Consider the following 24080-nt stretch of genomic DNA (forward strand, 5'->3'; position numbering starts at 1 on the left):
CAGCCGATCGGCTGTACTACGGGACGACCCGAGACCGAAGGGGGTAGTCGAAAAGATGTCGACACCGGTGACAACACTGCAGCGTCACGACACAGAGCTGTGGCAGTGGCGACTGTCGGCGCGTTGCCATGAAGAGGACGCGGAGATCTTCTTCCCGGCGGACGCCGAACGCAGGAACGCGCGCTTCGAGCGGGAAGATCTCGCCAAGGAGTTCTGCCGCAGCTGCGCGGTGGTGGAGGAATGCCTCGCGTATGCGCTCGACACCGGCCAACAGCACGGAGTCTGGGGAGCGACGACGCCGGGGGAACGGCTCGCTCGACAGGGTCGCTGAGCTACGTTGAGCGCGAAAGCCGAGTTATATTCGCAAAGAATTGATTTGGTGCGCCGCCCCCGGAAAGCAAGTACGTTCAGTATGCCGCGGTCTTGGGAGAGGCTGCGGTGACATGCGGTGTTCGAGAAGAGGGGTAAGAACACCGGACGTGGTGGATGGCCCCGTCAACGACGTCTCCTCGAGACGCGTTGGCGGGGCCTCCGCCGGCCGTCGTGTTACGCGGCGGGGCTCCGTCGCAGCTCCGGCCGGGCCAGCGCCTCGGGAATCTTTCCGGTGTCGCGCTCGGTGAACACCGTTCCGGGCGGGACGATCTCGTCGATCCTGTCCAGCACTTCACCGGACAGTGTCACATCGACGGCGTCCAGATAGCTGTCGAGGTGCTCGATGGTGCGTGGTCCGACGATCGCGGATGTCACATCAGGATGGGCCAGCACGAACGCCAAGGACAGTTGGATCAGGCTGATGCCCAGTTCTTCCGCCAGCACGGCAAGTGCGTCCGCGGCTGCGAGCTTGCGGGCGTTGGCCGGTGCGTCGATGTCGAAGCGGCCCTTGATCAGTTCGGTGCGGTACGACTCCGGCTGCGGAGCACCGATCCGGTACTTCCCACTGAGCCAGCCCGCGGCGAGCGGACCGTAGGTGATCACGCCGAGCCCGTACTTGCGCGCGATCGGCAGGGTTTCCCGTTCGATGCCGCGGATCAGCAGCGAGTACGGAACCTGCTCGCTCGACGAGCGCTGCAGGTTCCGGGAGTCCGCCACCCACTGGGTCTCGACGAGTTCCGCGGGCGAGAACACGGAGGTTCCGTAGTAGCGAATCTTGCCCGCCCGAACGAGATCGTCGAGTGCTCCGACAGTTTCGCCGATCTCGGTGTGCGACTCGGGCCGGTGGACCTGGTACAGGTCCAGGTAGTCGGTGCCGAGGCGCCGAAGACTGCCCTCCACGGCCTCGGTGATCCATCGACGCGAATTGCCGCGATGCTGTGGATTGTCGTCGACGGCGTTGTGAAACTTGCTCGCCAGGAACACGTCGTCGCGGCGGCCCTTCAACGCCTTCCCGACGATCTCCTCGGATTCCCCGCGCGAGTAAGTGTCTGCCGTGTCGACGACGTTGATGCCCGCGTCCAGCGCCCGGTGGATCACCCGGATGCCGTCCTCGTGCGTAGTCTTGCCGCGGGCCCCGAAGTTCATCGTGCCCAGCGTCAACGGGCTGACCTTCACACCCGTGCGTCCGAAGACGCGGAAGTCCTGCAGTGCCATCAGTGATCGTCCTTCGCTGTGGTGGCGCGACGGCGAGTTGCCGCGTCGGTCAGTGACGGCGGAAGGTAGCCCTCGTCCGCCGGGCTGATCGTGACTCCGGGGGCGACGATCTCGTCGATACGGTCGAGGATGTCGCTGCCCAGTCTCACGTCGACGGCGCCGAGCTGACTCTCGAGGTGCTCGAGGGTCCGCGGCCCGATGATGACGGAACTGACGGCGGGATGCTGGAGGACGAAGGCCAGGGAGAGGTGGATCAGCGGCAGGCCCGCGTCGTCGGCCAGCTTCTGCAGTTCCTCGGCGGCGGCCCGCTTGCGCTGGTTGGCGAGCAACTCCGGGTCGTGGCGGTGCGGCTGCCGGGTCAACCGGCTCGACTCCGCGGCATCCGTCTCGCCCGCGCGGTACCGGCCCGACAGCCAGCCCCCGGCGAGCGGGCTCCAGGTGAGGACGCCCAGCCCGTGCTTCTCGGCGATCGGCAGCGTGGCGCGTTCGGCGGCCCGCGCGAGAATGGAGTACGGCGGCTGCTCGGTGACCGGACGCTGCAGGTGGCGCCTGTCGGCTGCCCACTGTGCTTCGACCAGTTGGTGCGGCTCGAACGTGGTGGTGCCGAAGTAGCGGATCTTGCCCTGCCGCACGAGGTCGTTCAACGCGCCGAGGGTCTCGTCGAAGTCGGTGTCGGGGTCGGGGCGGTGGATCTGGTAGAGGTCCAGATGATCGGTCTGCAACCGTCGGAGGCTGCCCTCGATCGCCTTGAAGATCCAGCGCCGCGAGTTGCCGCGATGGGTGGGGTCGGACCCGATCTGGCCGTGGAACTTGCTGGCGAGGACCACGTCGTCGCGGCGGCCGTGCAGCGCCTTCCCGACGATCTCCTCGTTCTCGCCCTGCGAGTACACGTCGGCGGTGTCGACGACGTTGATTCCGGCGTCCAGCGCGCGGTGGATGATCCGGGCGGCGTCCTCGTGATCGGTGTTCGCCCAGGACCCGAAGTTCATTGCGCCGAGCGTGAGCGCGCTGACCTGCACACCGGTCCGTCCGAGGTGGCGGTACGTCATGATCTGGTTTCTGCTTTCTGTCGGGGCAATCATCTGCGGGAAAACGTGTTGATCGGTTCGCGGAGACCGAGGTGGCTCCGGAGTGTGCGGCCGGTGTAGTCGGTGCGGAAGAGCCCGCGGGCCTGGAGGATCGGGACGACGTGGTCGACGAAGTCTTCCAGGTACGAGGGCAGAACGGCCGGGATGACGGTGAACCCGTCGACGGCGCCCGACCGCCACCACGTCTCGACATGATCGGCCACCTGCTCCGGAGTACCGACCACCACGCGGTGCCCACCGAGGAACTCGGACAGGAGCTGCCGGACGGTGTGCCCGGTGTCGGCGGCGTACCGGGTCAGCGACGCGAAGAAGCCCTGCGGTCCGACCCTGTTCTCCGGCAGTGTCGACAGCCGCTCGGGGAGCGGTGCGTCCAGGTCCAGGTCCTCGTCCGGGTAGCCCAGCCACCGGGCGAGTGCCCGCACCGGGGCGCTGTCCGGGTGCAAGCGCGACTGCAGGATGTCGAACTTGCCGGACGCCTCCGCGGTGGTGCCGGCGACGACGGGGACGAGTCCGGGCAGGATTCGGATCTGGGCGGGGTCGCGACCGTCCGCGGTCGCGGCCGACCGGATCTCCCGGGCGAACTGCTGCGCCGGCCCCAGCCCGAACTGGGTGGCATAGATCGCCTCCGCATGGGCCGCCGCGAAAGCCTTGCCCTGAGCGGACGAACCCGCCTGCACCAGCACTGGTCGGCCCTGTGGGGAACGGGTGACGTTCAGGGGCCCGGCGACGGTGAAGAACTCGCCGCGATGATCCACGGCATGCACCTTGTCGGGGTCGGCGAAGCGTGCCGACGCCTGGTCGCCGATCAGTGCGTCGTCTTCCCAGCTGTCCCACAGCTTCTTCGTCAGTTCGACGTACTCGCCGGCACGCCGGTAGCGTTCGTCGCGCTCGGGGAGATGTTCGATGCCGAAGTTACGGGCGGCGTTCGGCTCGAACGTGGTGACCACGTTCCACCCGGCCCGGCCGCCGCTCACATGATCGAGCGAGAGAATTCTGCGCGCCAGGTTGTACGGCAGATTCAGTGTGGACGTGGCGGTCGGGATCAGCCCGACACGTTCGGTCGACACGGCCAGAGCGCTCGTGAGCAGAATCGGGTCCAGTGTGGCCGCGGGACCGCGGGCGATGCCCGGCTGCTGTACTGGGATGTCCGGGAACAGTAATCCGTCGAGGAGTCCGCGCTCCGCCACGGCGGCCACCCGGCGGTAATGGTCGAGACTGATGAACGACTCCGGTGCCAGCTCAGGATCCAGCCAGGCGGCCGGGTGATATCCGGCGCTTCCGACGTTGACGAGGAAGTGCAGCGAGCGACCGTCGACTCCGCCCATCACGCCACCACCCGGTCCGTCGAGGTCGGCACGGTGTGAGCCGGGATCTTCAGGCCCAGGTGCCCGCGCAGAGTTGTCGTCTCGTACTCGGTGCGGAACCGGCCGCGGCGCTGCAGGATCGGGACGACATGGTCGACGAAATCGTCGAATCCGCTGGGCAGCACGTCGGGCATCAGGTTGAACCCGTCGGCGACGCCTTTGTCCACCCAGTCCAGGATCGCGTCGGCGATCTGCTCCGGGGTGCCGGTGACGATGCGGTGCCCGGCGCCGCCGCCGAGTCGGCGCAGTAGTTGGCGAACTGTCAGATTCTCGCGCTGCGCCAGTCCGACGGCGATCTTGTAGAACGTCTGCGAGCCGCCTGCCTCGTCCGCGGCCGTCAGCAGGTGCCAGGGCAGAGGCCCGTCGAGGACCAGCGCGTCCTCGGGGACGCCGAGCTGACCCGCCAGTCGGGTGAGCGCATACTCGGGCGGCACGAGTTCGGCGAGTAGGTCGCGGCGGCGCAGCGCTTCCGCCTCGGTGCTGCCGATCACGGTCGACAGGCCCGGCAGGACCACGACGTCTTCGGCCCTGCGCCCGTAACCGACGGCGCGGGCCTTGACGTCTCGGTAGTACTCGGCAGCTTCCTGTTCCGTCTGCGCGGCCGTGAAGATCACCTCACCGACTCGGGCGGCGAGTGCCCGCCCGTTCGTCGATGCACCGGCCTGCACCACCACCGGCTCCCCTTGTGGTGAGCGCGGAACGTTCAACGGTCCGGCGACGTCGAAGTGGGGGCCGTGGTGGTCGGTGCGGTGGATCTTGTCGGGGTCGGCGAATCGCCATGCCGGTTTGTCGCCCACCAGGGCGTCGGGCTCCCAGCTGTTCCATAGTTTCCGCACCACCTCGACGAACTCGGCGGCCCGGGTATAGCGGCCGGCGTGGTCGGGTTCGTCGTCGAAGCCGAAGTTGCGCGCCGGTTCCCTGCCCGCCGTGGTCACCACGTTCCAGCCCGACCGGCCACCGCTGAGCTGGTCGAGTGTGGCGAAACGCCGTGCGACGTCGTACGGGTCGTTGTAGGTCGAGGACAGTGTGCCGATCAGACCGATCGTCTCCGTCGCAGCGGCGACCGCGGCCAGCACGACGGACGGTTCGAGGCTGTTGAACGGCCGGTAGCGCAGGTCTTCCCGGATCGCCGGACCGTCGGCGAGGAAGATCGCGTCGAGCCTGGCTGCCTCCGCTTTCCGGGCGATGTCGATGTAGTGGTCGAGCCCGAAGGAGGCGAGCGGATCGGTTCCGGGAAACCTCCAGGACCCACCGAAGACGCCTGCGTTGAGAATGTTGACGTTGAGGTGAACGTGCCTGCTCACTGCTCCTCCTCGGCCGGCGCGCCCGCTGCGATGGCGGACTTGCCGAGGTTGGCGACGACGAAGTCGCTCTGCGGGAAATGAATCCGGCCCACCATGGCGTTGCGGTGGTGTCGTTCGAGTGGGTTGCTGCGAGACAGTCCCGGGTTCCCGGTGAGGTCGAGCGCTGACTCGGTGATCCGGATCGCCGTCGTCGTCGCCACGTGCTTCGCCAACGCGGGCAGGGCGCTGTTGGTCTCCACTACCGCCGCCGCGTGCCGCAGCAGTGCACGGCTGGTCTGCAGTTGCGCTTCGATCTCCCCCACGCGGTCGTGGAAGCGCGGCACCGTGGCCAGCGGCGCGCCCAGCGCGGTGGGCACTCGGGTGTGGAGGTACCGGACCAGCCAGTCCCTCGTCGCGATCGACACCCCGTTGTAGTTGGCGGCCAGGAGCAGGGGCAGCGCCTGCCTGCCTGCACTGCGGACCTTGCCGGTGCCGTCGTTCGGGTCGCGCAGATCCACCAACCGGGAGTGCGGAATCCGGGCATTGTCGAAGATCACGGTCTGCGTGTCCGACGCGCGCAGCCCGAGGTGGTCCCACGTCTGCTTTACCCGCCAGCCCGTGGCCTGGCGGTCGAACAGGAACGTGGCCACCTTCGGCTGGGGATCCGCGGTGGTGGCTGTGACGGTGAACCAGTGCAGCCCCGAGATGCCCGTTCCGTAGGCCTTCTCGCCGTCGATCCGCCAGCTGCCGTCGGGCAGGCGGGTGGCCGTGGTGGCGGGGACGCCTCCGCGGGACAGACTGCCGAGTTCGCGTTCCACCGCGAGACCGTTGATGAGGGCGCCCTCGGTGACCGCTGTGCGGAACACGGCGGCCTTCAGGTCGTCGGGCCACGGGTTGTCGGGTCGTTGGAGCGTCAAGTGGTTGGTGTAATTCCACTGCAGGATCAGTCCCACCGACGGGTCCGCCGCCCCGACGCGCTCGATCACCTCGACGGCCTCGGCAATTCCGGCGCCGCCCCCACCGAACTGCTCGGGCACCGTCAGTGACTGCGCCCCGATCCGGCGCAGCGCATCGAACGCGTCGAACGGGAACTCCCCGGTGAGGTCGTGGTATTCGGCGCGGGAGGCGATGAACTCGAGAACCTCGCGGAATCGGTTTTCGTCGAGTCCTCGCACGGTGGTGCGGGGTTCGGTCACTCCGACAGTCATGTGAAGCTTTCCTTCCTGGTGCGGCCGGCAGTCTCGGTCACTTCGAGGCCGAGATTGCCCCGCAGAGTGCGGTGGGTGTATTCGGGGCGGAAGAGTCCGCGGCTCACCAGATGCGGCACCACCTGTTCGACGAAGGCCTCGAGGCCGGTACCCACGTCCCCCGGCATGATCGTGAAGCCGTCGGTGGCACCGCTGCGGAACCATGCTTCGATCCGGTCCGCGATCTGTTCGCCGGTCCCGACGGCCAGCTGGTGACCCGCCCCTCCTGCGAACTTGTGGATCAACTGCCGTGCGGTGAGGGGTTCGCCGGCGAGCAGTGCACGTGTGCTCGCGGCGAATCCGGCCGAACGGGGCAGCGACGACTCCGTGCCCGGAAGATCGTCGGCACTGATCACCGTGTCGAGCCGGAGCCGCTCAGGATCGAGACCGAGTTGTCCCGCGAGCTGCCGCAATGCCGGCTCGAGCGGAATCGTCTCGCGCAGTTCCTCCTCGCGCCGCCGGGCCTCGGCCTCGGTGCCGCCGACGACGGTGATGAGACCGGTCGAGACTTTGACCCGGTCGGGGTCGCGCCCGTTCGCCGCCGCCCTGCCGCGGATGTCGGTCCTGAGGTTCCTCGCGACGTCGACGGTCTGTGCTGCCGAGAACACGAGATCCGCGTACTTTCCCGCCAGGGCGAGGCCGCCTTCCGACGCGCCTGCCTGCACGATCAGCGGCATGCCCTGTGGTGAGCGCGGCAGCGGCAACGGGCCCGCGACCGACAGGATCGGACCACGATGGCCGGGAGGAGTGATCCGGTCCGGGTCGGCGAACCGCCCGCTCTCGGTGTCCCCGATGATCGCGCCGGCTTCCCACCCGTCCCAGAGCTTGGCCACGACATCGACGAATTCGTCTGCTCTGCGATATCTTTCGTCCTTATCGGGAGGCTCCGAGAACCCGAAATTGGCGGACGCCGCTGGATGCTGGGTGGTGACCACGTTCCACCCGGCCCGACCGCCCGTGAGATGGTCGAGCGACAGGTATCGCCGGGCCAGGTTGTAGGGATCGTTGTAGGTGGACGATCCCGTCGCGATCACCCCGATGTGTTCCGTTCCGGCGGCCGCATCGGCCAGCATGACCACAGGATCGAGACCGAGGCCGGGAGCGTGGTGAATGTCCGAGGACAGCGCGGGACTGTCACCGACGAAAACGGCGTCGAGGTGTCCGCGCTCGGCGATCCGGATGAGACGACGGAAGTGCGCCGGATCCACGAAATCGCCGGGGTTGTTGCCCTCCACCCGCCAGGAGCCGCGGAAGTGCCCGGGTGTGAGAAGTGAAATATTCAGGTGCAGTTGCGAACTCATGGTCACGTGCTTCAGTATCGAGCGGGAAGGTGAGGCGAACAAGCCAGTGACGCTAAGAGATTCGTTAAGAAATCCTCAAACCGGGTCGGACGACCGCAGACGGTTCACGACGCGAGCTGCAGTGGTCCCGCGACCATCCGCAATGCCCTGATGGCCGCGGCCACCGCGGGGCGCTCGATCGACGCCTGACGGTACGTGACGCCGATCTGCCGCGCGCCGTTGGCGACCGGGCACGCGACGAGGTGCCGGTGGGCCTCGGAGACCGCCATCTCGGGGACCACGGCCACCCCGAAACCGGCTTCGACCATTTCCGCCATCCCCGTGAAGCTGCCGCACCGATGCTCGATCCGGGGCGTGAATCCGGCCTGACGGCACGCGAACATCACCGACACGATGGAGGGTGCCCCGTCGGAGGCGGCGATCCAATCCACGTCGGCGACCGCGCCGAGCCCGTGCTGCCTCGCGCGCTCCCGCAACGGAGTCGGAGCCAGGAGCACCAGTGGGTCGTCGAACAGGAACTCCGAGGCGAGACCGGCGGGAAGGTCGCGTGCACGGAACGAGTAGGTGTAGGTGATCGCCAGATCGACTTCCTGCTGCCGGACGGCAGGCACCGAATTGACCGGCATCGCGTCGATGAGTCGCACCCGCAATCCGCGGTGCTCTCGACCCAGTCGCGTGGCCACCGGCAGCGCGAGCCGGGTCAGGGCGGTCTGGAACGTCGCCAGAGTGAGGACGCCGGTGACGGATTCTCCCGTCGCCGCGACGGCGCTCTCCGCTTCTTCCAGTGCGGCAACGACTCTCGATGTGTGATCGACCAGCACCCGGCCCGCGTGGGTGAGACGCAGCACGCGCCCCTCTCTGCGGGTCAGGACCGCGCCGACCTCGTCCTCGAGGATCCTCAACTGCTGGGACACCGCGGACGTGGTGATCCCGTGCAGTTCGGACACAGCCGTCATCGTCGTGTGCTCGGCGAGGTCGCGGAGCAGAATCAACCGTCGAATGTCATACACAGGTGGTCCTCGTGGGTAGATCGGCCGGTCGCGCGGGATCTCCGGTCGACCGTATTCCATCCTGCCCACCGGCGACCGTTCAGCACAGGTTTGTGATCACGACGATTCTGTTCAGTACACCTTGTCGCGCGCACTCGATCCTCGACGCCAAAGCACTTTCCGGGGATGGAGCGGCGATCAAGAATTCTTCGGCTCGCCGTACCGGTCGGCGAACGACTTGGGTGTGGTGCCGTTGACCAGGTAGTCGCCGATGACCGTCGGCTTGTAGACCACGGGGTTGTGTGAGGCGAGAGTGCGGGCGTTCCGCCAGTGGCGGTCCAGATTGCGTCCCTCTCGCACCGCGGAGGAACCACCCGCGTTGAAAATGAGGTTGGCGGAGTCCAGGACCGCGTCGATCACGGCGATCTGCGCCGCGGACGTGTTCACGAAGACCTCCGCGAACAGGTCGCGGGTGGGCCCCTCGGCCGCGAACCGTGCGTTGACGTCTTCGAGTTCCTGCGCGATCCGCTGCAGGATGCTGTCGACGACCAGAACGTTCTTCGCGATCTTCCCGACCACGCCGAGGACCGCGTAGTCCGACGTCGCCGCATCGGACGGCGCATGCAGACTCGTCCGGGTGCGGCTGCGCACGAGTTCCACTGCGTCGTCTCGCACGTTGCGGTTGATCCCCGCCAGCGTCGCCAGGTGCACGATCTGCACGAACGAGGACTGCTGGTCGAGGAATCCCGGGCGGTGCCCGAACTCGCCGAATTCTGCGACCGGTGCCGCCTCGAACTTCGTGGTTCCACTGGCGGTGAGCCGTTGACCGATCCCGTCCCAGTCGTCGATACGGTCGACACCCGCCGCGGTGGCCGCCACGACCACGAAACGGCGCCGCGCATCGCCGTCCGTCACGGCGACCCGGATGTAGTCGGCGTAGAGGGTTCCCGTCGTGTAGTACTTCTCGCCGGATACCACTGCCTCACCGTCGTGGTCGGTGACGGTGGTCGAGATGTCGAACGTTCCCCGGCCGGTGGGCTCCGACTGTGCGTTGCCGAATGCCGCTCCCGCACCGATCTTTTCCAGCCAGTGGGCCCGAACCGGTCCGTCGTCCAGGTTGCGGAGGATTTCGACGGTGGTGAAGTGCCCCCGCAGGATCTGCGGAATGTTGGAATCGGCCTGCCCGAGCTCCGCGAGGAGTTCGAAGAGCTCGGGCAGGGTCGCCCCGTGGCCACCGAACTCGACCGGGACGCGCAGAGCACCGAACCCCGCGGCGAACAGCTCGGCCACCTCCGCGTATGGCAGCTCCCGGGCGCGTTCGCGCTGCGCCGCGCCGGCGGCGATGCGCGCGAAGATCTCCCGGAACCGCGGGAGGGAACGGTCCACGGCGGTGGAATGGTCGCTGACGCGGCCGGTCAGGGTAACAGCGGTCATGAAGGGTCTCCTCGGACGACGTGATCGAGCGCCGTCACCCGGACGGGTGACGGCCGACGGAACGGTCTACCGGCCGGGCCCGAAGGGAACGACCGGAAGCCCAGGTTCTCGTCCCATCTCATATCGAGACATGTTGCCGATCAACACAATCAGCCTTGACGCTTTGTGTAGATCCGCTAAATCCGCGTCTCGTCGCCGTGTGCCCGTGCAGGCTCGTTCGCGGGCAGGCCTGCGTCCTTCCATGCGGCGAACCCGCCGTCGATGTGCACCACGTTGCGGAAGCCCCGCTCGAGCAATCCCTCCGCCACCGGGCCGGACCCCGCAATGGATCCGCACACGACGACGATCGGCTGGTCGAGCGAGATGATCTCGGCGTGCTTCGTGGGTGAGTCGAGTCCGAACTGTTCGTCGAGTGCGTCGCGGTCGGCAACGATCGCTCCCGGGACCTCGCCGTTCTCTCCGCGCCCCTTGTCGCTGCGCACGTCCACGAGCACGGCGCCGCCGTTGACGGCCGCGGCCGCGAGCACCGGGGTGACGAGAGCGGGGGTGAGTCGGCCGGCGGTGTCGGTGTTGTCGGTCATGTGATGTCCTTTTCGGTAGGTGGTTGTCCGGATGTCAGAGCGCAGCGGCGAGAAGTTGGTTCTCGCCGGGTACGGCGTGCAGTAGGTTTCGGGTGTAGGCCTCGCGCGGCGCGCCGAAGATGTCGTCGACACGTCCCGACTCCACCACCCGCCCGCCGCGCATCACGGTGACGTCGTCGGCGATCAACCGCACCACGCCCAGGTCGTGGGTGATGAACAGGTACGTCAGCCCGAATTCGGCCTGTACGTCGACGAGGAGTTGCAGGATCTGCGATTGAACCGAGACGTCGAGGGCCGAGACCGCCTCGTCGAGAACGACGATTCTCGGGTCGGCGGCGAGTGCCCTCGCGATCGCGACGCGCTGCCGTTGCCCGCCCGACAGTTCGACGGGTTTGCGCCGGAGAAACGTGCTGTCGAGCGCCACCGCGTCGAGCAATTCGACCACCCGTGTGCGGCGTTCGGTTCGATTGTTCCGAATCTTGAACGCAGCCAGAGGTTCCGTGATGATCTGCTCGATGCTGAGCTTGGGGTCGAGTGACGAGTAGGGGTTCTGGCGTACCAGCTGGATCCTGCGTCGCACCGGCCGGAACCGGCGGTGGGACAGTCCGTCGATCCTGTCGCCTTCGAGCAGAACCTCGCCGGCGTCCGGTCGGCTGAGCCCGACCGCGATTCGCGCGAGTGTGGACTTGCCTGCTCCCGATTCACCGACCACGGCGTGGGTGGAACCGGCGGTCACACCGACGGTCACACCGTCGACCGCGACGAACTCGGAGGCCTTCGAGCCCGACCCGACGGTGAACCGCCTGGTCACGTCGCGCAATTCCAGGACGGGGCCCGCAGCCGCGGTGTCGTCCACGGCGCGCGCCGCGAGCGCGAGCGGTGACGGACCGAGGCGCGCGCTGCGGAACGACGGCGCCGCGGCGATCAGCGACCGGGTGTATTCCTGCCCCGGATTCTCGACCAGCTCCCGTGTCTCGCCTTGTTCGACGATCCTCCCCTGCCGCATGACGACCACGCGGTCCGCCCGGTCGAACGCCACACCGAGGTCGTGGGTGACGAGTAGGACGCCGAGCCCGAGGGTGTCGCGGAGAACCGCGAGGTGGTCGAGGATCACCTTCTGGACCGTCACGTCGAGCGCCGACGTGGGCTCGTCCGCCACCAGCAGTGCCGGATCACTCGCGAGGGCAATCGCGATGAGGACTCGCTGCTTCATCCCGCCGGAGAGTTCGTGCGGGAACTGCGAGTAGATCCGTTCGACACTGTTCAGTCCGGCGAGGCGCAGTTTTTCGAGCACCAACTCCCGCGCCGGACCCGATTCGACCTTCCGGTGCAGCCGGATCGCCTCGAGGACCTGCACCCCGACTCTTTTCACCGGGTTGAGCGAGGTGCCGGGATCCTGTGGAACGAACCCGACGAACGGACCGCGCAGCTGTGCCAGCTGCCGGTCCTTCCACCGGGTCACGTCCCGCCCACCCAGGTGGATCGTGCCGGACTCGATGGACGCCGACGACGGCAGGAGCCGCAACGCGGCATGGACGGTGGTGCTCTTGCCCGAGCCCGATTCACCGACGACGGCGACGAACTCACCCGGGTGGACGCTCAGCCCCACACCCTCGACGGCGGTCTTCCCGGCCCCTCGAGCGGTACGGTAGCTGACCCGCAGATCGTCGATCTGCAGCAGTGGACCGTGCCCCTGTTCGACGTCGCTCATCTCTGGTCTCCTAGCGATTTGCTGATGCGGTTGGTGGCGAGCACGACCACGGCGATCAGGACGCCGGGCAGGATCGAGATCCAGGGGTAGGTGGCGAGGTAGTCGCGCCCCTCCGACACGGCGAGCCCCCACTCGGGCTCCGGCGGCGGCGCTCCGTAACCGAGGAAGCCCAGTGCCGCCACGGCAAGGATGGCCGAACCGCATTCGAGCGCAGCCAACGACAACACGGCGGTGACCGAGTTCGGCAGCACGTGCCGGACCACGACCCGACCGAAGCCGGCTCCCGATCCGTAGGCCGCCTCCACGTAGTCGCTCTGGGCGACCTTCAGCACCTCGGAGCGCATCACCCGGGCGAATGCCGCAACCGCGGAGATCCCTACCGCCAACGCCACATTGAAGGTTCCGTATCCGAGTGCCGTCACCACCGTCATGGCGAGCAGGAGCGCCGGAATCGCGAGCAGCACATCGACGAAGCGCATGACGATCGCATCGGTGCGACCGCCGACGAACCCGCTGAGCAGACCGACGACCGAACCGACGACGAACCCCACCAATACCGCGAGTAACGTCGCACTGAGCGTCGTGGACGCCCCGAAGATCACGCGGGCGAGGAGGTCCCGGCCGAGGCGGTCGGTCCCGAAGAGGTGGTCGGGACCGGGTGGGCTGAAGCTGGCGTCGACGTCACCGTCGTAGGGACTGAACGACGTGAACCAGCCCGGCGCCACCGCCCAGAGAACGACCGTGACGATCACCAGCCAGGACAGGACCAGGCCCGGTGCGGTCGACGCGAGCCGCACGAACCGCACGAACCGCACGAACCGGTCGCCGGCGGTGTCGGCGGTGGATGAGGCCGATGAGCGGAAATCGAATGTGGTCACTGTGGTGCCTCCTTACCCGGCCGCCGGGGCGGCGCCGGCCAGGACCCGCGTGCGCAGCCGCGGGTCGAGCAGCGGATAGACGATGTCGACCACGAAATTGACGACCACGAAGACGACGGCCGCGAACACCACCACCGCCTGCACGAGCATCACGTCCTGCGTGCGGACTGCCGTCTCGGTTAGCCGGCCGAGGCCGGAACGCGAGTAGATGGTCTCGACGATCACCGCGCCGGCCAGCAAATTCCCGAGGGTGAGTCCGGCAATCGTCAGTGCGGGCAGGCTCGCGTTCTTGAGAACATCGCGCACCAGAACCCACAACCGGCTGGCGCCCTTCGCGACGGACACCGTGACGTAGGGCGCGTTCAACCCGAGTTCGATGTTCTTCAGCAGCAGCTGCGCGATGGGCGCCGACACCGGTATCGCCAGCGTGACGGCGGGCAGCACGAGCGAGGCGAAGCCGTCGTTTCCGATGGGGGGAAACCATCGCAGCTGGAACGAGAAGACCTGCAGGATCGCGAGCCCCACCAAGAACACCGGTACGGACACACCGGCCGCGGGGAGGGACGCGATGGCCTGCGACAGCCACGAACTGCGGGTGTACGCCGCCGACAGCGCAATTGCGAACGCCACGATCACCGCGAGCAGCAGTGCGGCACCCGCGAGGATCGCCGTCTGCGGCAACACCGCGAAGATCATCGACCACACGTTCTCCCCCGTGCGCACCGAATGCCCGAAGTCCCCGTGCAACGCACCGAACAGTCGCGTGGCGTACTGCACGACCACCGGCTGATCGAGACCGTAGTGTGCGCGCGCCGCGTCCTTGTCGGCGTCACTGACCAGTTCCGCCTCGCTCGGGTCGAACATGAGGTCGACGGTGTCGTACGGAAGCACGTACAGCAGGACGAACGTGAGCGAGTACGCCGCCCACACGACGAACAGGGACTGACCCAGTTTGGCGAGGATGTACCGTCCCATTGTTCAGCCCTGCTCTATCCAGGTGTCGTAGAACACGTTTCGCGACTGTGCCTCGTAGCCCACGTTGTGGACCTTCGGGTTGGCCGCGGTCACCTGGGCCGGGTTGTACACCGGCACACTGAGGATCTCCTCGTTGAGAACGAAGTCCTGCGCCGCGGCGGCCGCGGCGGCACGCTTGGCCGGATCGAGTGTCTCGTTGACGGCGCGGAACGTGTCGATCGCCTTCTGCCGGACGGGGTTGTCCGCAGTGATGGCGGCGCCGTTCGTGAACAGCGGCGAGTAGGTCTGCTCGAGCACCGCCACGTCCGATCGGCTGGTATTGAACACCTGGACGTTCCATTTGCCCTGCAGCTTGCTCGCCGCCTGGTAATCGGGGATGGGAAGGACCTGCAACTGCAGGTCCACACCGATGTCACGCAGATCCTGCTGGATGAGTTCGAACGCGGGCTTGTTGATCACCAGGTTGTTGATGGCGAGCAGACTCAGGTTGAGCGGCTTGCCGTCGGCGTTGACGCGAATACCGTCCGGGCCTTCCTTCCAGCCGGCCTGATCCAGGATCCGCTTCGCCTCGTCCTGGTTCTCGACCAGTCGATCGCTGAAGTCCGCATATCCCGGCACGCGCTCCGAGACCACCGAGGACGACGGCCGGTAGCTGTCGGTCAGTACCGTCTTCGCCAGCGCGTCCCGGCTCCAGCCGAGTTTGACGGCCTCGCGCACGGCACGCTCGTTGGTCGGGAAGAGATCGGTCTTGAAATCGAATGCGATATCGCGGCCCGGGATCAGCTGGGGAACGATCTCGTAGCCCTCGGCGCGCAACGGCGCCTCGTCGGTCGTGTTGACGTCCAGGATCGCGTCCACCTCACCCGAGCGCAACGCCCCCGTCCGGACCCCGGCCTCCGGGATGACGAGCACTTCCACGGCGTCGAGGTAGGCGTCACCGTTGTGCCCCCGGCTCGCCGGCGCCCAGTTGTATCCTTCCCGCTTCCGCAGGACGGTCTTCTCCTGGTACACGTGTTCGGTCACGACGAACGGCCCGGTCGCCACGATGTTCTGTGGAAGCGCGCGGTCCTCTTTCCTCAACTGCAGCGTCGTGTGCCCGAGGATCCCGGCAAAGTACATCGAGAGACCCTGGAGGAAACCGGCACTCGGCTTGTCGAGGGTGACCTTCACGGTGCTCGGATCGATCACCTCCGTGCCGACGTACCCGCCCCAGTACGCGGATACCGGGACGACACCGAGTTCCTTGTTGCCGAAACCGAGGAGGTCGAAGTTCTCCTTCACCGAGTCCGCTGTCAACGGCGTGCCGTCGCTGAACGTGACGTCGTTCCGCAAGTGGAACGTGAATTCCGTCAGAGTCTCGTTGACGTCCCAGGACGTCGCCAGCCAGGGCTCGAGAGCACCCGATTCGGGATTCTGATAGACGAGCTTGTCGCTGATGTTGCTCGTGATCAGCGACTCCGGGTACGAGCTACCGGAATGCGGATCGAGGTTCGCCGGCGCGTCCAGGACGGCGAACCGGAGGGTCCCGCCGGGAACCGGATCCCCTCCGACGTTCGAGGAGGCCACCGACTGGGATGCGGCGCACCCGGTGAGCACCAGTGCTGCGGCGGCCGTAGCCGCAATCAGAGCTGTTGCTCTGCCGACGAATCTTCGGGTCATCTGACGGAACTCCTCAATGCATGGACGAACGGAAGGAAGACGAGACACGCGCGTGGCGCCGAATCCACCCCGACGACGGTCGGGCGGACGGGACGATCAGGGGATCGGAGGTACGAACTCCGAATCGGGTGCCCGCAGGCGCCCGGTCACGAGATCAGCGACAACAGTGGAACGCAGCGGAGGAGAACAGGGGGCCATGGGCGCTCATCACGTTCTTCCTTCCGCGTCTCGACACTCGTCACAACTGTGACCAGCTGAGTGTGCACAGTGCCGGAATGACGAACAACCAACCTGAACTACGAGGTTCTTTAAGATTGGCTCAAGGGAACGATCGGCCGACGATCGGCGGCCGCAGTGTGCCCGGTCGAGCTGATCTGTATCCCCATCCTCGGTGAACGGGGACGGGAATGCGACCGTATCCGTTTACGACTCCGCCACCCGGGGAATGTCGTAGGCGAAGGTGATGCCAGATGTTGAATTCCGAGATCTCGAACCCCGTGCGGTCCGCCCGAAGCTTCCTCGACCGGCGCCGGGGGCCGTCGGACCGTGAACTCGTGACCACTGCGAAGGCGGTCCTGATCACCAGACGCGGCTACAGCGATGCCCAGGCTTTCGACGAACTACTCGACGTGGCGCGCAGGCACCACCTCTCCGTGCAGGGCGCTGCCCGGTGCCTGATCGATCTCACCAGCAACACCGGTCACCTCACGAGTCGCAGGCCGGTCGCATTCCCCGAGTGGGAAGGACTCCGCGGACCGTCCTCCGGGCACCACCGTCGTCCGTCGCAGCGGATGGACAGTCTGCAGGGACGCCACCACCCCCACCTCGCGACACAGGTTCGACCGTGATGACACCTGATGTGTAGGCGAATGTGTCAAGTGGGCAAGATAGGACGCCGCCGCGGAGTTACCCCGGCGGCGCCATGCACTTCGTCAAGAGTTGGTTGATGAGCGTGTCGATATTGCGACGCGCGGTGACGGGCCGCGTTCCTCTGCCGCGGCCCGTGCCCGATATAGGCCGAAGGCGGTCGGACCGGCCTCACAAGCGACGGGTTCGAGGATGCGAACTACTGCCGGAGCGGGGCATGCCGGCGACCCGCTTGCGGAGGTGCTCGCGCGGATTGAGCGCTGGGTTGACGCAGCTAGTGAAACAGGCATGACCATTCGCAACGCCACCGTCATTGCAGCGATATCCTTGGATACATCCGCGAGAGGCCGGCAGTGATGCATTTCTTCGACAGTGGCTCGGACCGGAAGAATCGATGTAGTCAATGACTGACATCGATCCTTTCGCGACGCAACGTGGCGCGTCGGGATCGGTCGCGATGGACCTCGCAGCCGCCGGATTCGAGGACGCACAAGAGGTCGGCCGCGGTGGTTTCGGGGTCGTCTACCGCTGCACCCAGGCGGCGCTCGACCGCACCGTGGCAATCAAGGTCCTCACCGCGGACCTCGACGAGGAGAACCGGGAACGGTTCCTGCGTGAGCAGCGCGCGGCGGGCAGGCTGACCGGACACCCCAATGTCGTCAATGTCCTCCATGTGGGCGTCACCGACAGCGGTCGGCCGTACATCGTCATGCCGTACCACGCCCAGGACTCACTCGACACGCGGATCCGGCGCGACGGACCGCTCCCGCTCGACGAAGCGCTGCGGCTCGGGGTGAAGATGGCCGGTGCCCTCGAGACTGCCCACCGCCTCGGGATCCTTCATCGCGACGTCAAGCCCGGGAACATCCTGATCACCGACTACGGCGAGCCGGCCCTGTCAGATTTCGGCATCGCCCGTATCGCCGGCGGGTTCGAAACCACCGCCGGCGTCGTGACGGGTTCGCCGGCGTTCACCGCCCCCGAGGTGGTGACCGGCGAACCTCCGAGTGCTGCTGCCGATGTCTACGGCCTCGGTGCCACGTTGTTCGCTGTGATGACCGGTCACGCTGCCTTCGAACGCCGCAGCGGGGAGCAGGTGGTAGCCCAGTTCCTGAGGATCACGGCCGAGCCCGTTCCGGACCCACGGAAGCACGGCATTCCCGAGGACGTCAGCACGATCATCGAACATGCCATGTCCGGTACCCCGGCGAGCCGCCCCTCCGCCACGGAACTCGGTCAGCAACTCCGCGCATCCCAACGTCTCCATAATTTTCCCGTCGACGAGATGGCACTGCACACCGAACCGGGAGACAGCCATCGCGAGGAGAAAGTGGCGGCGGCCGACCAACCCGTTCCCACCGCGCACGAATTCTTTCGTGAAGTGACAAGTTTCGTCGGACGCCGAAATGAAGTGGCCGCGGTCAAGGCGCGGCTCGCGGATTCTCGGATAGTGACACTCACGGGATTCGGAGGGGTAGGGAAGACCCGGCTGGCGTGCCGCGTCGCCTCGGAAGTGCGCAGAACCTACGCCGACGGCATCTGGTTCGTGGATCTCGCCGCGATCTCCCTTCCAGAACTTGTCGTCAGCGCAATTGCCGAGGCGCTCGATATTCGAGACGGAGTGACTGCGGATGGAACTCACTACCTCTTCGAATTCCTCGGTGGAAGGCATGCACTCATCGTCCTGGACAACTGTGAGCACTTGATCGAGGCGTGCGGAACAGTCGCGGCCGACATTGTTCGGCGGTCGGACCGCGTGCAGATCCTGGCAACCAGTCGGGAACCGCTCGGTGTGCTGGGTGAGGCCGTGTTCGAGGTTCCTCCCATGTCGGTTCTAGATGAAGCTCAGCTCGTCGAGGGACGAGACGGAAAGAGCTTTCATTCCGAGGCGGTCGATCTTTTCGAGCAACGCGCCGCATCCGTCGTCCCCGGATACACCCTCGACGACCAGAGCCGCCTGGGGGTTGCCCGTCTGTGCCGGCGGCTGGACGGCATCCCTCTGGCCATCGAACTCGCAGCCGTCCGGATCAGGTCCCTTCCCCTCGACCGCGTCCTGTCACGGGAGGGCGCACTGTTCGATCTGTTGACCCGGGGAAACCGTGGCGGTCCGGTGCGGCATCAGACGCTGCGTGGCGCCATCGATTGGAGCTTCGATCTGTGCTCGCCGGAGGAACAAGTCCTGTGGGCGCGGCTGTCGGTCTTCGCGGGCGGTTTCGATTTCGATGCAGTCGAGAGCGTGTGCACTGATCCGGACATCGTTCCGGATGCTCTCGAATTGATCTCCACTCTTGTCGAAAAATCGGTCATTTCCACCGTTCAGTCCGGATCCACGGTTCGATATAAGTTGCTGGAAAGCATCAAGGATTACGCGGTCGAGAGACTTGCCGAGCAAGGTGACCAGGACAAGTGGCACAGGAATCACCGCGACTATTTCCTGCGGATGTCGGAACGCAGCGAGGCTCAGTCACTGGCATCGGGCCAGCTGGAATGGAACCGTCGCCTCCGGCACGAGCGTGCGAACCTGCGGTCGGCGCTGGAGTACTGCCTGTCCACCCCAGGCGAGGCCCGAACCGGTCTGCGGATGGCAGGTTCGCTGTGGTTCTTCTGGAACGCGAGTGGCCTGCTACGAGACGGGCGGTACTGGCTGACCCGGGCCTTGGAGGCCGACCGCCAGCCGAGCCGCGAGAGGGCGAAAGCGCTCTGGGTGATCGGTTGGTACGCAATGATTCAGGGCGACATCACGACCTCCAAGCGCTACTTGCTGGAATGCAGCGACGTCGCGGAATCGGTCGGTGATCGAACCGCCCAGGCGTTTGCGCTTCAGTTCAGAGGCGCGGCGGAGGAGATCGACGGAAATCTCGAAGAAGCGTTGGAGCTTCTCACCGCCGGCATGTCACACCACGCCGAGTCAGGGGAAGTCAACTCCCTGACACTGTTGGGCGGCGCCCAATTGGCTTTCGTGCACTGCCTGTCCGGCAACCTCGAACAATCCCTTGCTTCGGCGGAGGAAACCATCGCCCAGGGCAAAGCGCTGCCGGAGCGGTTCTCGACGTCATGGGCGCTGTGGGCGCGCGGACTCGCACTGTGGACCCAGCGCAAGTACCCGCAAGCTTCGGATTCGTTGAAAGAAGCGATCGAACTGAAGCAGTCACTGAGCGACTGGTTGGGTGTGAGTGCATGCACCGAGATTCTTGCGTGGATCGCGATCGAGGAAGGCAATCCCGCTCGATCCGCACGTCTGCTGGGTATCGGGCGCACTCTGTGTGGCGAGATGGGGAGCTCTCCGCTCTTCGGAAACGAAGAGTTGATCCGCACACGAACTCGTTACGAGAATCGCACCCGTCAGCTGCTGGGTGACTCTGCGTTCGAGCGAGAATCCCAGGCCGGTGAACGCCTCGAACACCTCGCGTCGATCGAATTCGCGTTGCAAAAGCGCACGTCCAAGCCGGCGGCGCAGGACACTCCTTCAGCGCAGGTGAAGCTCACCCCTCGTGAGAAAGAAGTGGGAAAGCTGGTTGCGGAGGGACTCACGAACAAGGAGATCGCGGAACGGCTGGTCATCTCGCCCCGTACCGCAGAAGGACACGTAGACCGCATCCTCACGAAGACCGGGCATCGATCCCGCGCGCAGCTTGCCGCCTGGATCGCCCGCGAGGAGAGCATCGATTCCCGAAAGCCGTAGTTCGGCCTCCGCTGGGTCCACCGGGGGCATACCTGCGTAGGAAATGCAGGTAGTGAAGCACGTAGATCACCGCCGTCACACGCGCCGTGCAATTGCGAGTCTTATCGGCATGAACAGCACGCACCTCCACCAGAACAACTCACACACCAGCATCTCCTCCTGGAAGCGGTTCGCCACCGCCGCGGTCGCCACCGCCGCACTCGGCGTCATCCCCGCCGGCACTGCAGCCGCGACCACAGCTGCCGCCACCCCCGTCGCCGTCGTCGCCGCACATGGCACTCCCCGCGACCACGACAACACCATGCAGCAGCAGAGCCGGCACGACCGGCAACGCGACCAAAGGCAGGACCGCCGCGCCGAAACCACCATCGGCGACCCACTCCTTGCCGGCTGGCACAGCAGCAGCACCCCGATGTAGGGCGTTTGCACCGTCGATCGCCCCACCCCACCGTCACCACCCACCAGAGAAATCCCCAGAAGGAAGTAATGAGCATGACCGAAACCCGCACCACCGAGGCGACCACCACCGCGACGGTCGCGACCGTCGACATGAAACTCGAGGTCCTCGTCCTCCCCGTCTCCGACATGGATCGCGCCACCGACTTCTACACGAAACTCAGCTGGCGACGAGACTTCACACCGCCCGACTCCGGCGTCGTCCAGTTCACCCCGCCAGGCGCCGCCACCTCGATCCATTTCGGCACCGACCTGACCACCGCCGCACCCGGCTCCGCCACAGCCTTCCTGATCGTCTCCGACATCGTCGCCGCCCACCAGCAGCTGGTCGCCGCCGGAACCGATGTCAGCGACATCTTCCACTACACCGCCAACGGCCCGGTCCCCGGACCGGACCCCGACCATTCCAGCTACAACTCGTACGCCAGCTTCCACGATCCCGACGGCAACACCTGGAAGTTGCAGGAAGTCACCACCCGGCTGCCCGGCCGCATCGACTCCGCCGCAACAACATTCAGTTCCCACCGCGAACTGGTGAAGGCGCTTTTCCGCGCGGCCATCGCCCACGGTGAACACGAGAAGCGCAACGGCGGACAGTACGACGAGAACTGGCCCGACTGGTACGCCGCCTACATGGTCGCCGAACAGGCCGGGTCTGAGCTGCCCATCTAACGCTCCGATCCACCCAAAAGCCATTCTCCACCAACAATCAACACAGCAAGGACCCCACATGTCTGTCACATCCGAAGTCGCGATCCGGCCGTTCACGATCGAGTTCCCCGAGACCGAACTCGAGGCGCTGCGCCAGCGCATCGCGGCCACACGGTGGCCCGACAAGGAGACCGTCGCAGATCACTCGCAGGGCGTGCCGCTCGCGACGAGCCAGGCACTCGCGCAGTACTGGGCGTCGAATTATGACTGGCGCAAGGTCGAGGCGAAGCTGAACGCTCTGCCGCAGTTCATCACGGAGATCGATGGGCTCGACATTCACTTCATTCACATTCGCTCGAAGCACGAGGACGCGTTGCCGCTCATCGTCACGCACGGGTGGCCCGGGTCGATCATCGAGCAGCTGAAGATCATCGAACCGCTGACCGATCCCACCGCTCATGGTGGTGACGCATCGGACGCTTTCCATCTGGTGATTCCGTCGGGGCCCGGCTACGGGTTCTCCGGCAAACCGACCACCACCGGCTGGGGCCTCGACCGCATCGCACGCGCCTGGATCGAGCTGATGAAGCGCCTCGGATACACGCGGTACGCGGCTCAAGGCGGCGACTGGGGCGCGATCGTCACGGAACTGATGGCTCTGCAGGCGCCGCCGGAACTGGTGGGCATTCACACCAACATGGCTTCCGTGGTTCCACCCGAGATCGATCAGGCGCTCCGCACCGGCAACCCACTGCCGTCCGATCTCTCCGACGACGAAAAGGCCGCCTCCGACCAGCTGGCATTCTTCTACCAGCACATCGGCTACGCCGTGGAGATGGGGACGCGCCCACAGACACTGACCGGATTGACGGATTCGCCCGTCGGACTGGCAACGTTCATGCTCGACCACGACGCGAAGAGTTTGGAGCTGATCGCCCGGGCCTTCGCCGGACAGCCCGAAGGCCTGACGCGAGACGACGTCCTCGACAACATCACGCTGTTCTGGCTGACGAACACCGCGGTGTCCGCAGCTCGGCTCTATTGGGAACTCACGTCCCCGGCGTTCCTCGCCACCAGGGGCGTCTCCATCCCGGTTGCCGTGAGCGTCTTTCCCGACGAGCTCTATCAGGCACCGCGCAGTTGGACGAAGAAGGCGTATCCCAACCTCGTCCACTACAACAAGCTCGACAAGGGCGGGCACTTCGCGGCCTGGGAACAGCCACAGCTCCTGGCTGAAGAGATTCGCGTGGGCCTGCGGTCGCTTCGATAGCCGAGCGCCGTCGGACGTGTGCACCGGCCCACGTCCTGCCGCGGGCGACCGGGTGGCTCACTGCGAGCCTCCCGGTCGCCCCGGCTGCGCGGCCACGCCGTGCGTTCTCTGCGCCACAGCCCGACATCGTCTCGTTTCACACAAGAATAGGTATGAACCATGTTCGCTGTTCAGTTCGATTCTCCTGGATACATCGATGTGCTCCAGGTGCGAAATATTCCAGTCCCCAGTCCGGGTGAGGGTGAAGTACTCATCGCCCTCGAAGCATCGGCGATCAATCCCGCGGACGTGAAGATTCGTAGCGGGATGATCACACCTCAGGGAACTGCGCCGTTCACGCTCGGATACGACCTGGTGGGCACCGTAAAACAGACGGGCCCGAATGCCGGCCGGTTTCTGCCCGGTGATCGGGTCATTGGTGCCTCGACGTCGGCCGTCACCGGAAACGGGACATGGTCGGAGTTCGTCTGCCTCCCGGAGACGTCCCTTGCCCGTGCCCCCGAAAACGTCGACCCGGCCATCCTTGCCCAGTTACCCCTACCCGGCTTGACAGCGATGCAGGCCGTCGATGCTCTGCAGTTGACTCCGGGATCCGACGTGCTCGTCGCCGGAGCCGCCGGCGCGGTCGGACGTATCGCCCTGCAGCTTCTCCACCTCCGCGGATACCGCGCGCACGCGTTGGTTCGGCGGGCCGAGCAGGCGGAATCATTGCCGACCGGTGTAGCCGAGGAAGTACATATCGGCTCACTGCCGGTCTCCCGCGTCGACGCAGTGATCGACACCGCAGGAATTGACCTGTCCGCCGCGTTACGGCCCGGGGGGCACTACGTCACCGTTGTCCCGGGAAGCCCGCCCCACAGCGTGTCGCCGGAGAGCGCGACGCTGGTGATCACCCACGAGTCCGGCGCGATGTTGCACGCACTCGCCGAACTCCTCGCCGCCGGTGAGCTCGACCTCCCCGGCTCGACAACGTTCACGTTCTCAGAGATCGAGGCTGCTCACCACGAGTACGACCGCCAGCTGGGACGCCGCATCACGCTCGTCGTCTGACCGGCAC

At 66.2% G+C, this 24080-nt stretch carries 20 protein-coding genes; 7 read left to right on the top strand and 13 right to left on the bottom strand.

From position 1 onward, the window contains the following. Nucleotides 1-67: 67 nt before the first annotated feature. The gene (locus tag JWS14_RS03590) at nucleotides 68-331 is read left to right on the top strand and encodes a WhiB family transcriptional regulator (protein WP_241031258.1); all 264 of its coding nucleotides are present in this window, start codon (nucleotides 68-70) and stop codon (nucleotides 329-331) included. Nucleotides 332-546: 215 nt separating this feature from the next. Here JWS14_RS03590 and JWS14_RS03595 read toward each other — a convergent pair whose 3' ends face one another. From JWS14_RS03595 to JWS14_RS03655, 13 genes are all read right to left on the bottom strand, one after another. Then, nucleotides 547-1587 (bottom strand): aldo/keto reductase, encoded by a 1041-nt coding sequence (locus JWS14_RS03595; protein ID WP_179377682.1) that lies wholly within the window; start codon nucleotides 1585-1587, stop codon nucleotides 547-549. Further along, nucleotides 1587-2636: an aldo/keto reductase gene (locus JWS14_RS03600; protein ID WP_206012518.1), complete on the bottom strand. Its 1050-nt coding sequence runs from the start codon at nucleotides 2634-2636 to the stop codon at nucleotides 1587-1589. Before JWS14_RS03600 ends, JWS14_RS03595 begins: the two co-directional genes overlap by 1 nt. Before the next feature lie 29 nt (nucleotides 2637-2665). Then, nucleotides 2666-4000, bottom strand: coding sequence for an NtaA/DmoA family FMN-dependent monooxygenase (locus tag JWS14_RS03605; protein ID WP_206012519.1), 1335 nt, complete (start codon nucleotides 3998-4000; stop codon nucleotides 2666-2668). Then, nucleotides 4000-5343 (bottom strand): LLM class flavin-dependent oxidoreductase, encoded by a 1344-nt coding sequence (locus JWS14_RS03610; protein WP_206012520.1) that lies wholly within the window; start codon nucleotides 5341-5343, stop codon nucleotides 4000-4002. The genes JWS14_RS03605 and JWS14_RS03610 overlap by 1 nt, the downstream gene beginning before the upstream one ends. Next, nucleotides 5340-6530 (bottom strand): acyl-CoA dehydrogenase family protein, encoded by a 1191-nt coding sequence (locus tag JWS14_RS03615; protein WP_083395854.1) that lies wholly within the window; start codon nucleotides 6528-6530, stop codon nucleotides 5340-5342. Before JWS14_RS03615 ends, JWS14_RS03610 begins: the two co-directional genes overlap by 4 nt. Beyond that, nucleotides 6527-7870 (bottom strand): NtaA/DmoA family FMN-dependent monooxygenase, encoded by a 1344-nt coding sequence (locus JWS14_RS03620; RefSeq protein WP_206015908.1) that lies wholly within the window; start codon nucleotides 7868-7870, stop codon nucleotides 6527-6529. The genes JWS14_RS03615 and JWS14_RS03620 overlap by 4 nt, the downstream gene beginning before the upstream one ends. Nucleotides 7871-7974: 104 nt before the next feature. Next, the gene (locus JWS14_RS03625) at nucleotides 7975-8880 is read right to left on the bottom strand and encodes a LysR family transcriptional regulator (protein WP_072941308.1); all 906 of its coding nucleotides are present in this window, start codon (nucleotides 8878-8880) and stop codon (nucleotides 7975-7977) included. Between the two features lie 177 nt (nucleotides 8881-9057). Next, complete coding sequence (locus tag JWS14_RS03630; protein WP_072941310.1) at nucleotides 9058-10293, bottom strand: acyl-CoA dehydrogenase family protein; 1236 nt, start codon at nucleotides 10291-10293, stop codon at nucleotides 9058-9060. 176 nt (nucleotides 10294-10469) lie between these two features. Continuing rightward, the gene (locus tag JWS14_RS03635; protein WP_072941313.1) at nucleotides 10470-10874 is read right to left on the bottom strand and encodes a rhodanese-like domain-containing protein; all 405 of its coding nucleotides are present in this window, start codon (nucleotides 10872-10874) and stop codon (nucleotides 10470-10472) included. 34 nt (nucleotides 10875-10908) lie between these two features. Then, entirely contained in the window at nucleotides 10909-12585 is a 1677-nt protein-coding gene (locus tag JWS14_RS03640; protein WP_206012521.1) for a dipeptide ABC transporter ATP-binding protein, read from the bottom strand. Then, complete coding sequence (locus JWS14_RS03645) at nucleotides 12582-13463, bottom strand: ABC transporter permease (RefSeq protein ID WP_206012522.1); 882 nt, start codon at nucleotides 13461-13463, stop codon at nucleotides 12582-12584. Before JWS14_RS03645 ends, JWS14_RS03640 begins: the two co-directional genes overlap by 4 nt. Before the next feature lie 12 nt (nucleotides 13464-13475). Then, a complete protein-coding gene (locus tag JWS14_RS03650) occupies nucleotides 13476-14438 on the bottom strand; it encodes an ABC transporter permease (protein ID WP_072941319.1) in 963 nt (320 codons plus the stop codon). A 3-nt stretch (nucleotides 14439-14441) separates the two neighbouring features. Then, nucleotides 14442-16097, bottom strand: coding sequence for an ABC transporter substrate-binding protein (locus tag JWS14_RS03655; RefSeq protein WP_241031259.1), 1656 nt, complete (start codon nucleotides 16095-16097; stop codon nucleotides 14442-14444). A gap of 470 nt (nucleotides 16098-16567) precedes the next feature. Here JWS14_RS03655 and JWS14_RS03660 point away from each other — a divergent pair, with 470 nt between their 5' ends. The 6 genes from JWS14_RS03660 (at nucleotide 16568) to JWS14_RS03685 (ending at nucleotide 24073) form a co-directional block, all read left to right on the top strand. Then, a complete protein-coding gene (locus JWS14_RS03660; protein WP_072941321.1) occupies nucleotides 16568-16945 on the top strand; it encodes an ANTAR domain-containing protein in 378 nt (125 codons plus the stop codon). A 422-nt stretch (nucleotides 16946-17367) separates the two neighbouring features. Continuing rightward, nucleotides 17368-20646, top strand: a complete 3279-nt coding sequence (locus tag JWS14_RS03665) for a protein kinase domain-containing protein (protein ID WP_095863833.1) — start codon at nucleotides 17368-17370, stop codon at nucleotides 20644-20646. Between the two features lie 109 nt (nucleotides 20647-20755). Next, on the top strand, nucleotides 20756-21064 hold the full coding sequence (locus tag JWS14_RS03670; RefSeq protein ID WP_095863832.1) for a hypothetical protein: 309 nt from the start codon (nucleotides 20756-20758) through the stop codon (nucleotides 21062-21064). A 74-nt stretch (nucleotides 21065-21138) separates the two neighbouring features. Continuing rightward, nucleotides 21139-21774 carry a VOC family protein gene (locus JWS14_RS03675; protein ID WP_241031260.1) on the top strand — a complete coding sequence of 212 codons (636 nt, stop codon included), beginning with the start codon at nucleotides 21139-21141 and terminating at the stop codon, nucleotides 21772-21774. A 58-nt stretch (nucleotides 21775-21832) separates the two neighbouring features. Continuing rightward, nucleotides 21833-23023, top strand: coding sequence for an epoxide hydrolase family protein (locus JWS14_RS03680; RefSeq protein ID WP_206012523.1), 1191 nt, complete (start codon nucleotides 21833-21835; stop codon nucleotides 23021-23023). A 159-nt stretch (nucleotides 23024-23182) separates the two neighbouring features. Next, nucleotides 23183-24073, top strand: a complete 891-nt coding sequence (locus JWS14_RS03685; RefSeq protein ID WP_206012524.1) for an NADP-dependent oxidoreductase — start codon at nucleotides 23183-23185, stop codon at nucleotides 24071-24073. Nucleotides 24074-24080 lie beyond the last annotated feature (7 nt).

Source organism: Rhodococcus koreensis (assembly GCF_017068375.1).
GTDB classification, from domain to species: Bacteria; Actinomycetota; Actinomycetes; order Mycobacteriales; family Mycobacteriaceae; genus Rhodococcus_F; species Rhodococcus_F koreensis.

Coding starts and splice junctions, on each gene's coding strand:
- JWS14_RS03595 (WP_179377682.1), bottom strand. CDS start 1,587: ATGGCACTGCAGGACTTCCGCGTCTTCGGACGCACGGGTGTGAAGGTC.
- JWS14_RS03600 (WP_206012518.1), bottom strand. CDS start 2,636: ATGACGTACCGCCACCTCGGACGGACCGGTGTGCAGGTCAGCGCGCTC.
- JWS14_RS03605 (WP_206012519.1), bottom strand. CDS start 4,000: ATGGGCGGAGTCGACGGTCGCTCGCTGCACTTCCTCGTCAACGTCGGA.
- JWS14_RS03615 (WP_083395854.1), bottom strand. CDS start 6,530: ATGACTGTCGGAGTGACCGAACCCCGCACCACCGTGCGAGGACTCGAC.
- JWS14_RS03620 (WP_206015908.1), bottom strand. CDS start 7,870: ATGAGTTCGCAACTGCACCTGAATATTTCACTTCTCACACCCGGGCAC.
- JWS14_RS03630 (WP_072941310.1), bottom strand. CDS start 10,293: ATGACCGCTGTTACCCTGACCGGCCGCGTCAGCGACCATTCCACCGCC.
- JWS14_RS03635 (WP_072941313.1), bottom strand. CDS start 10,874: ATGACCGACAACACCGACACCGCCGGCCGACTCACCCCCGCTCTCGTC.
- JWS14_RS03640 (WP_206012521.1), bottom strand. CDS start 12,585: ATGAGCGACGTCGAACAGGGGCACGGTCCACTGCTGCAGATCGACGAT.
- JWS14_RS03650 (WP_072941319.1), bottom strand. CDS start 14,438: ATGGGACGGTACATCCTCGCCAAACTGGGTCAGTCCCTGTTCGTCGTG.
- JWS14_RS03655 (WP_241031259.1), bottom strand. CDS start 16,097: ATGACCCGAAGATTCGTCGGCAGAGCAACAGCTCTGATTGCGGCTACG.
- JWS14_RS03660 (WP_072941321.1), top strand. CDS start 16,568: ATGTTGAATTCCGAGATCTCGAACCCCGTGCGGTCCGCCCGAAGCTTC.
- JWS14_RS03665 (WP_095863833.1), top strand. CDS start 17,368: ATGACTGACATCGATCCTTTCGCGACGCAACGTGGCGCGTCGGGATCG.
- JWS14_RS03670 (WP_095863832.1), top strand. CDS start 20,756: ATGAACAGCACGCACCTCCACCAGAACAACTCACACACCAGCATCTCC.
- JWS14_RS03675 (WP_241031260.1), top strand. CDS start 21,139: ATGACCGAAACCCGCACCACCGAGGCGACCACCACCGCGACGGTCGCG.
- JWS14_RS03680 (WP_206012523.1), top strand. CDS start 21,833: ATGTCTGTCACATCCGAAGTCGCGATCCGGCCGTTCACGATCGAGTTC.
- JWS14_RS03685 (WP_206012524.1), top strand. CDS start 23,183: ATGTTCGCTGTTCAGTTCGATTCTCCTGGATACATCGATGTGCTCCAG.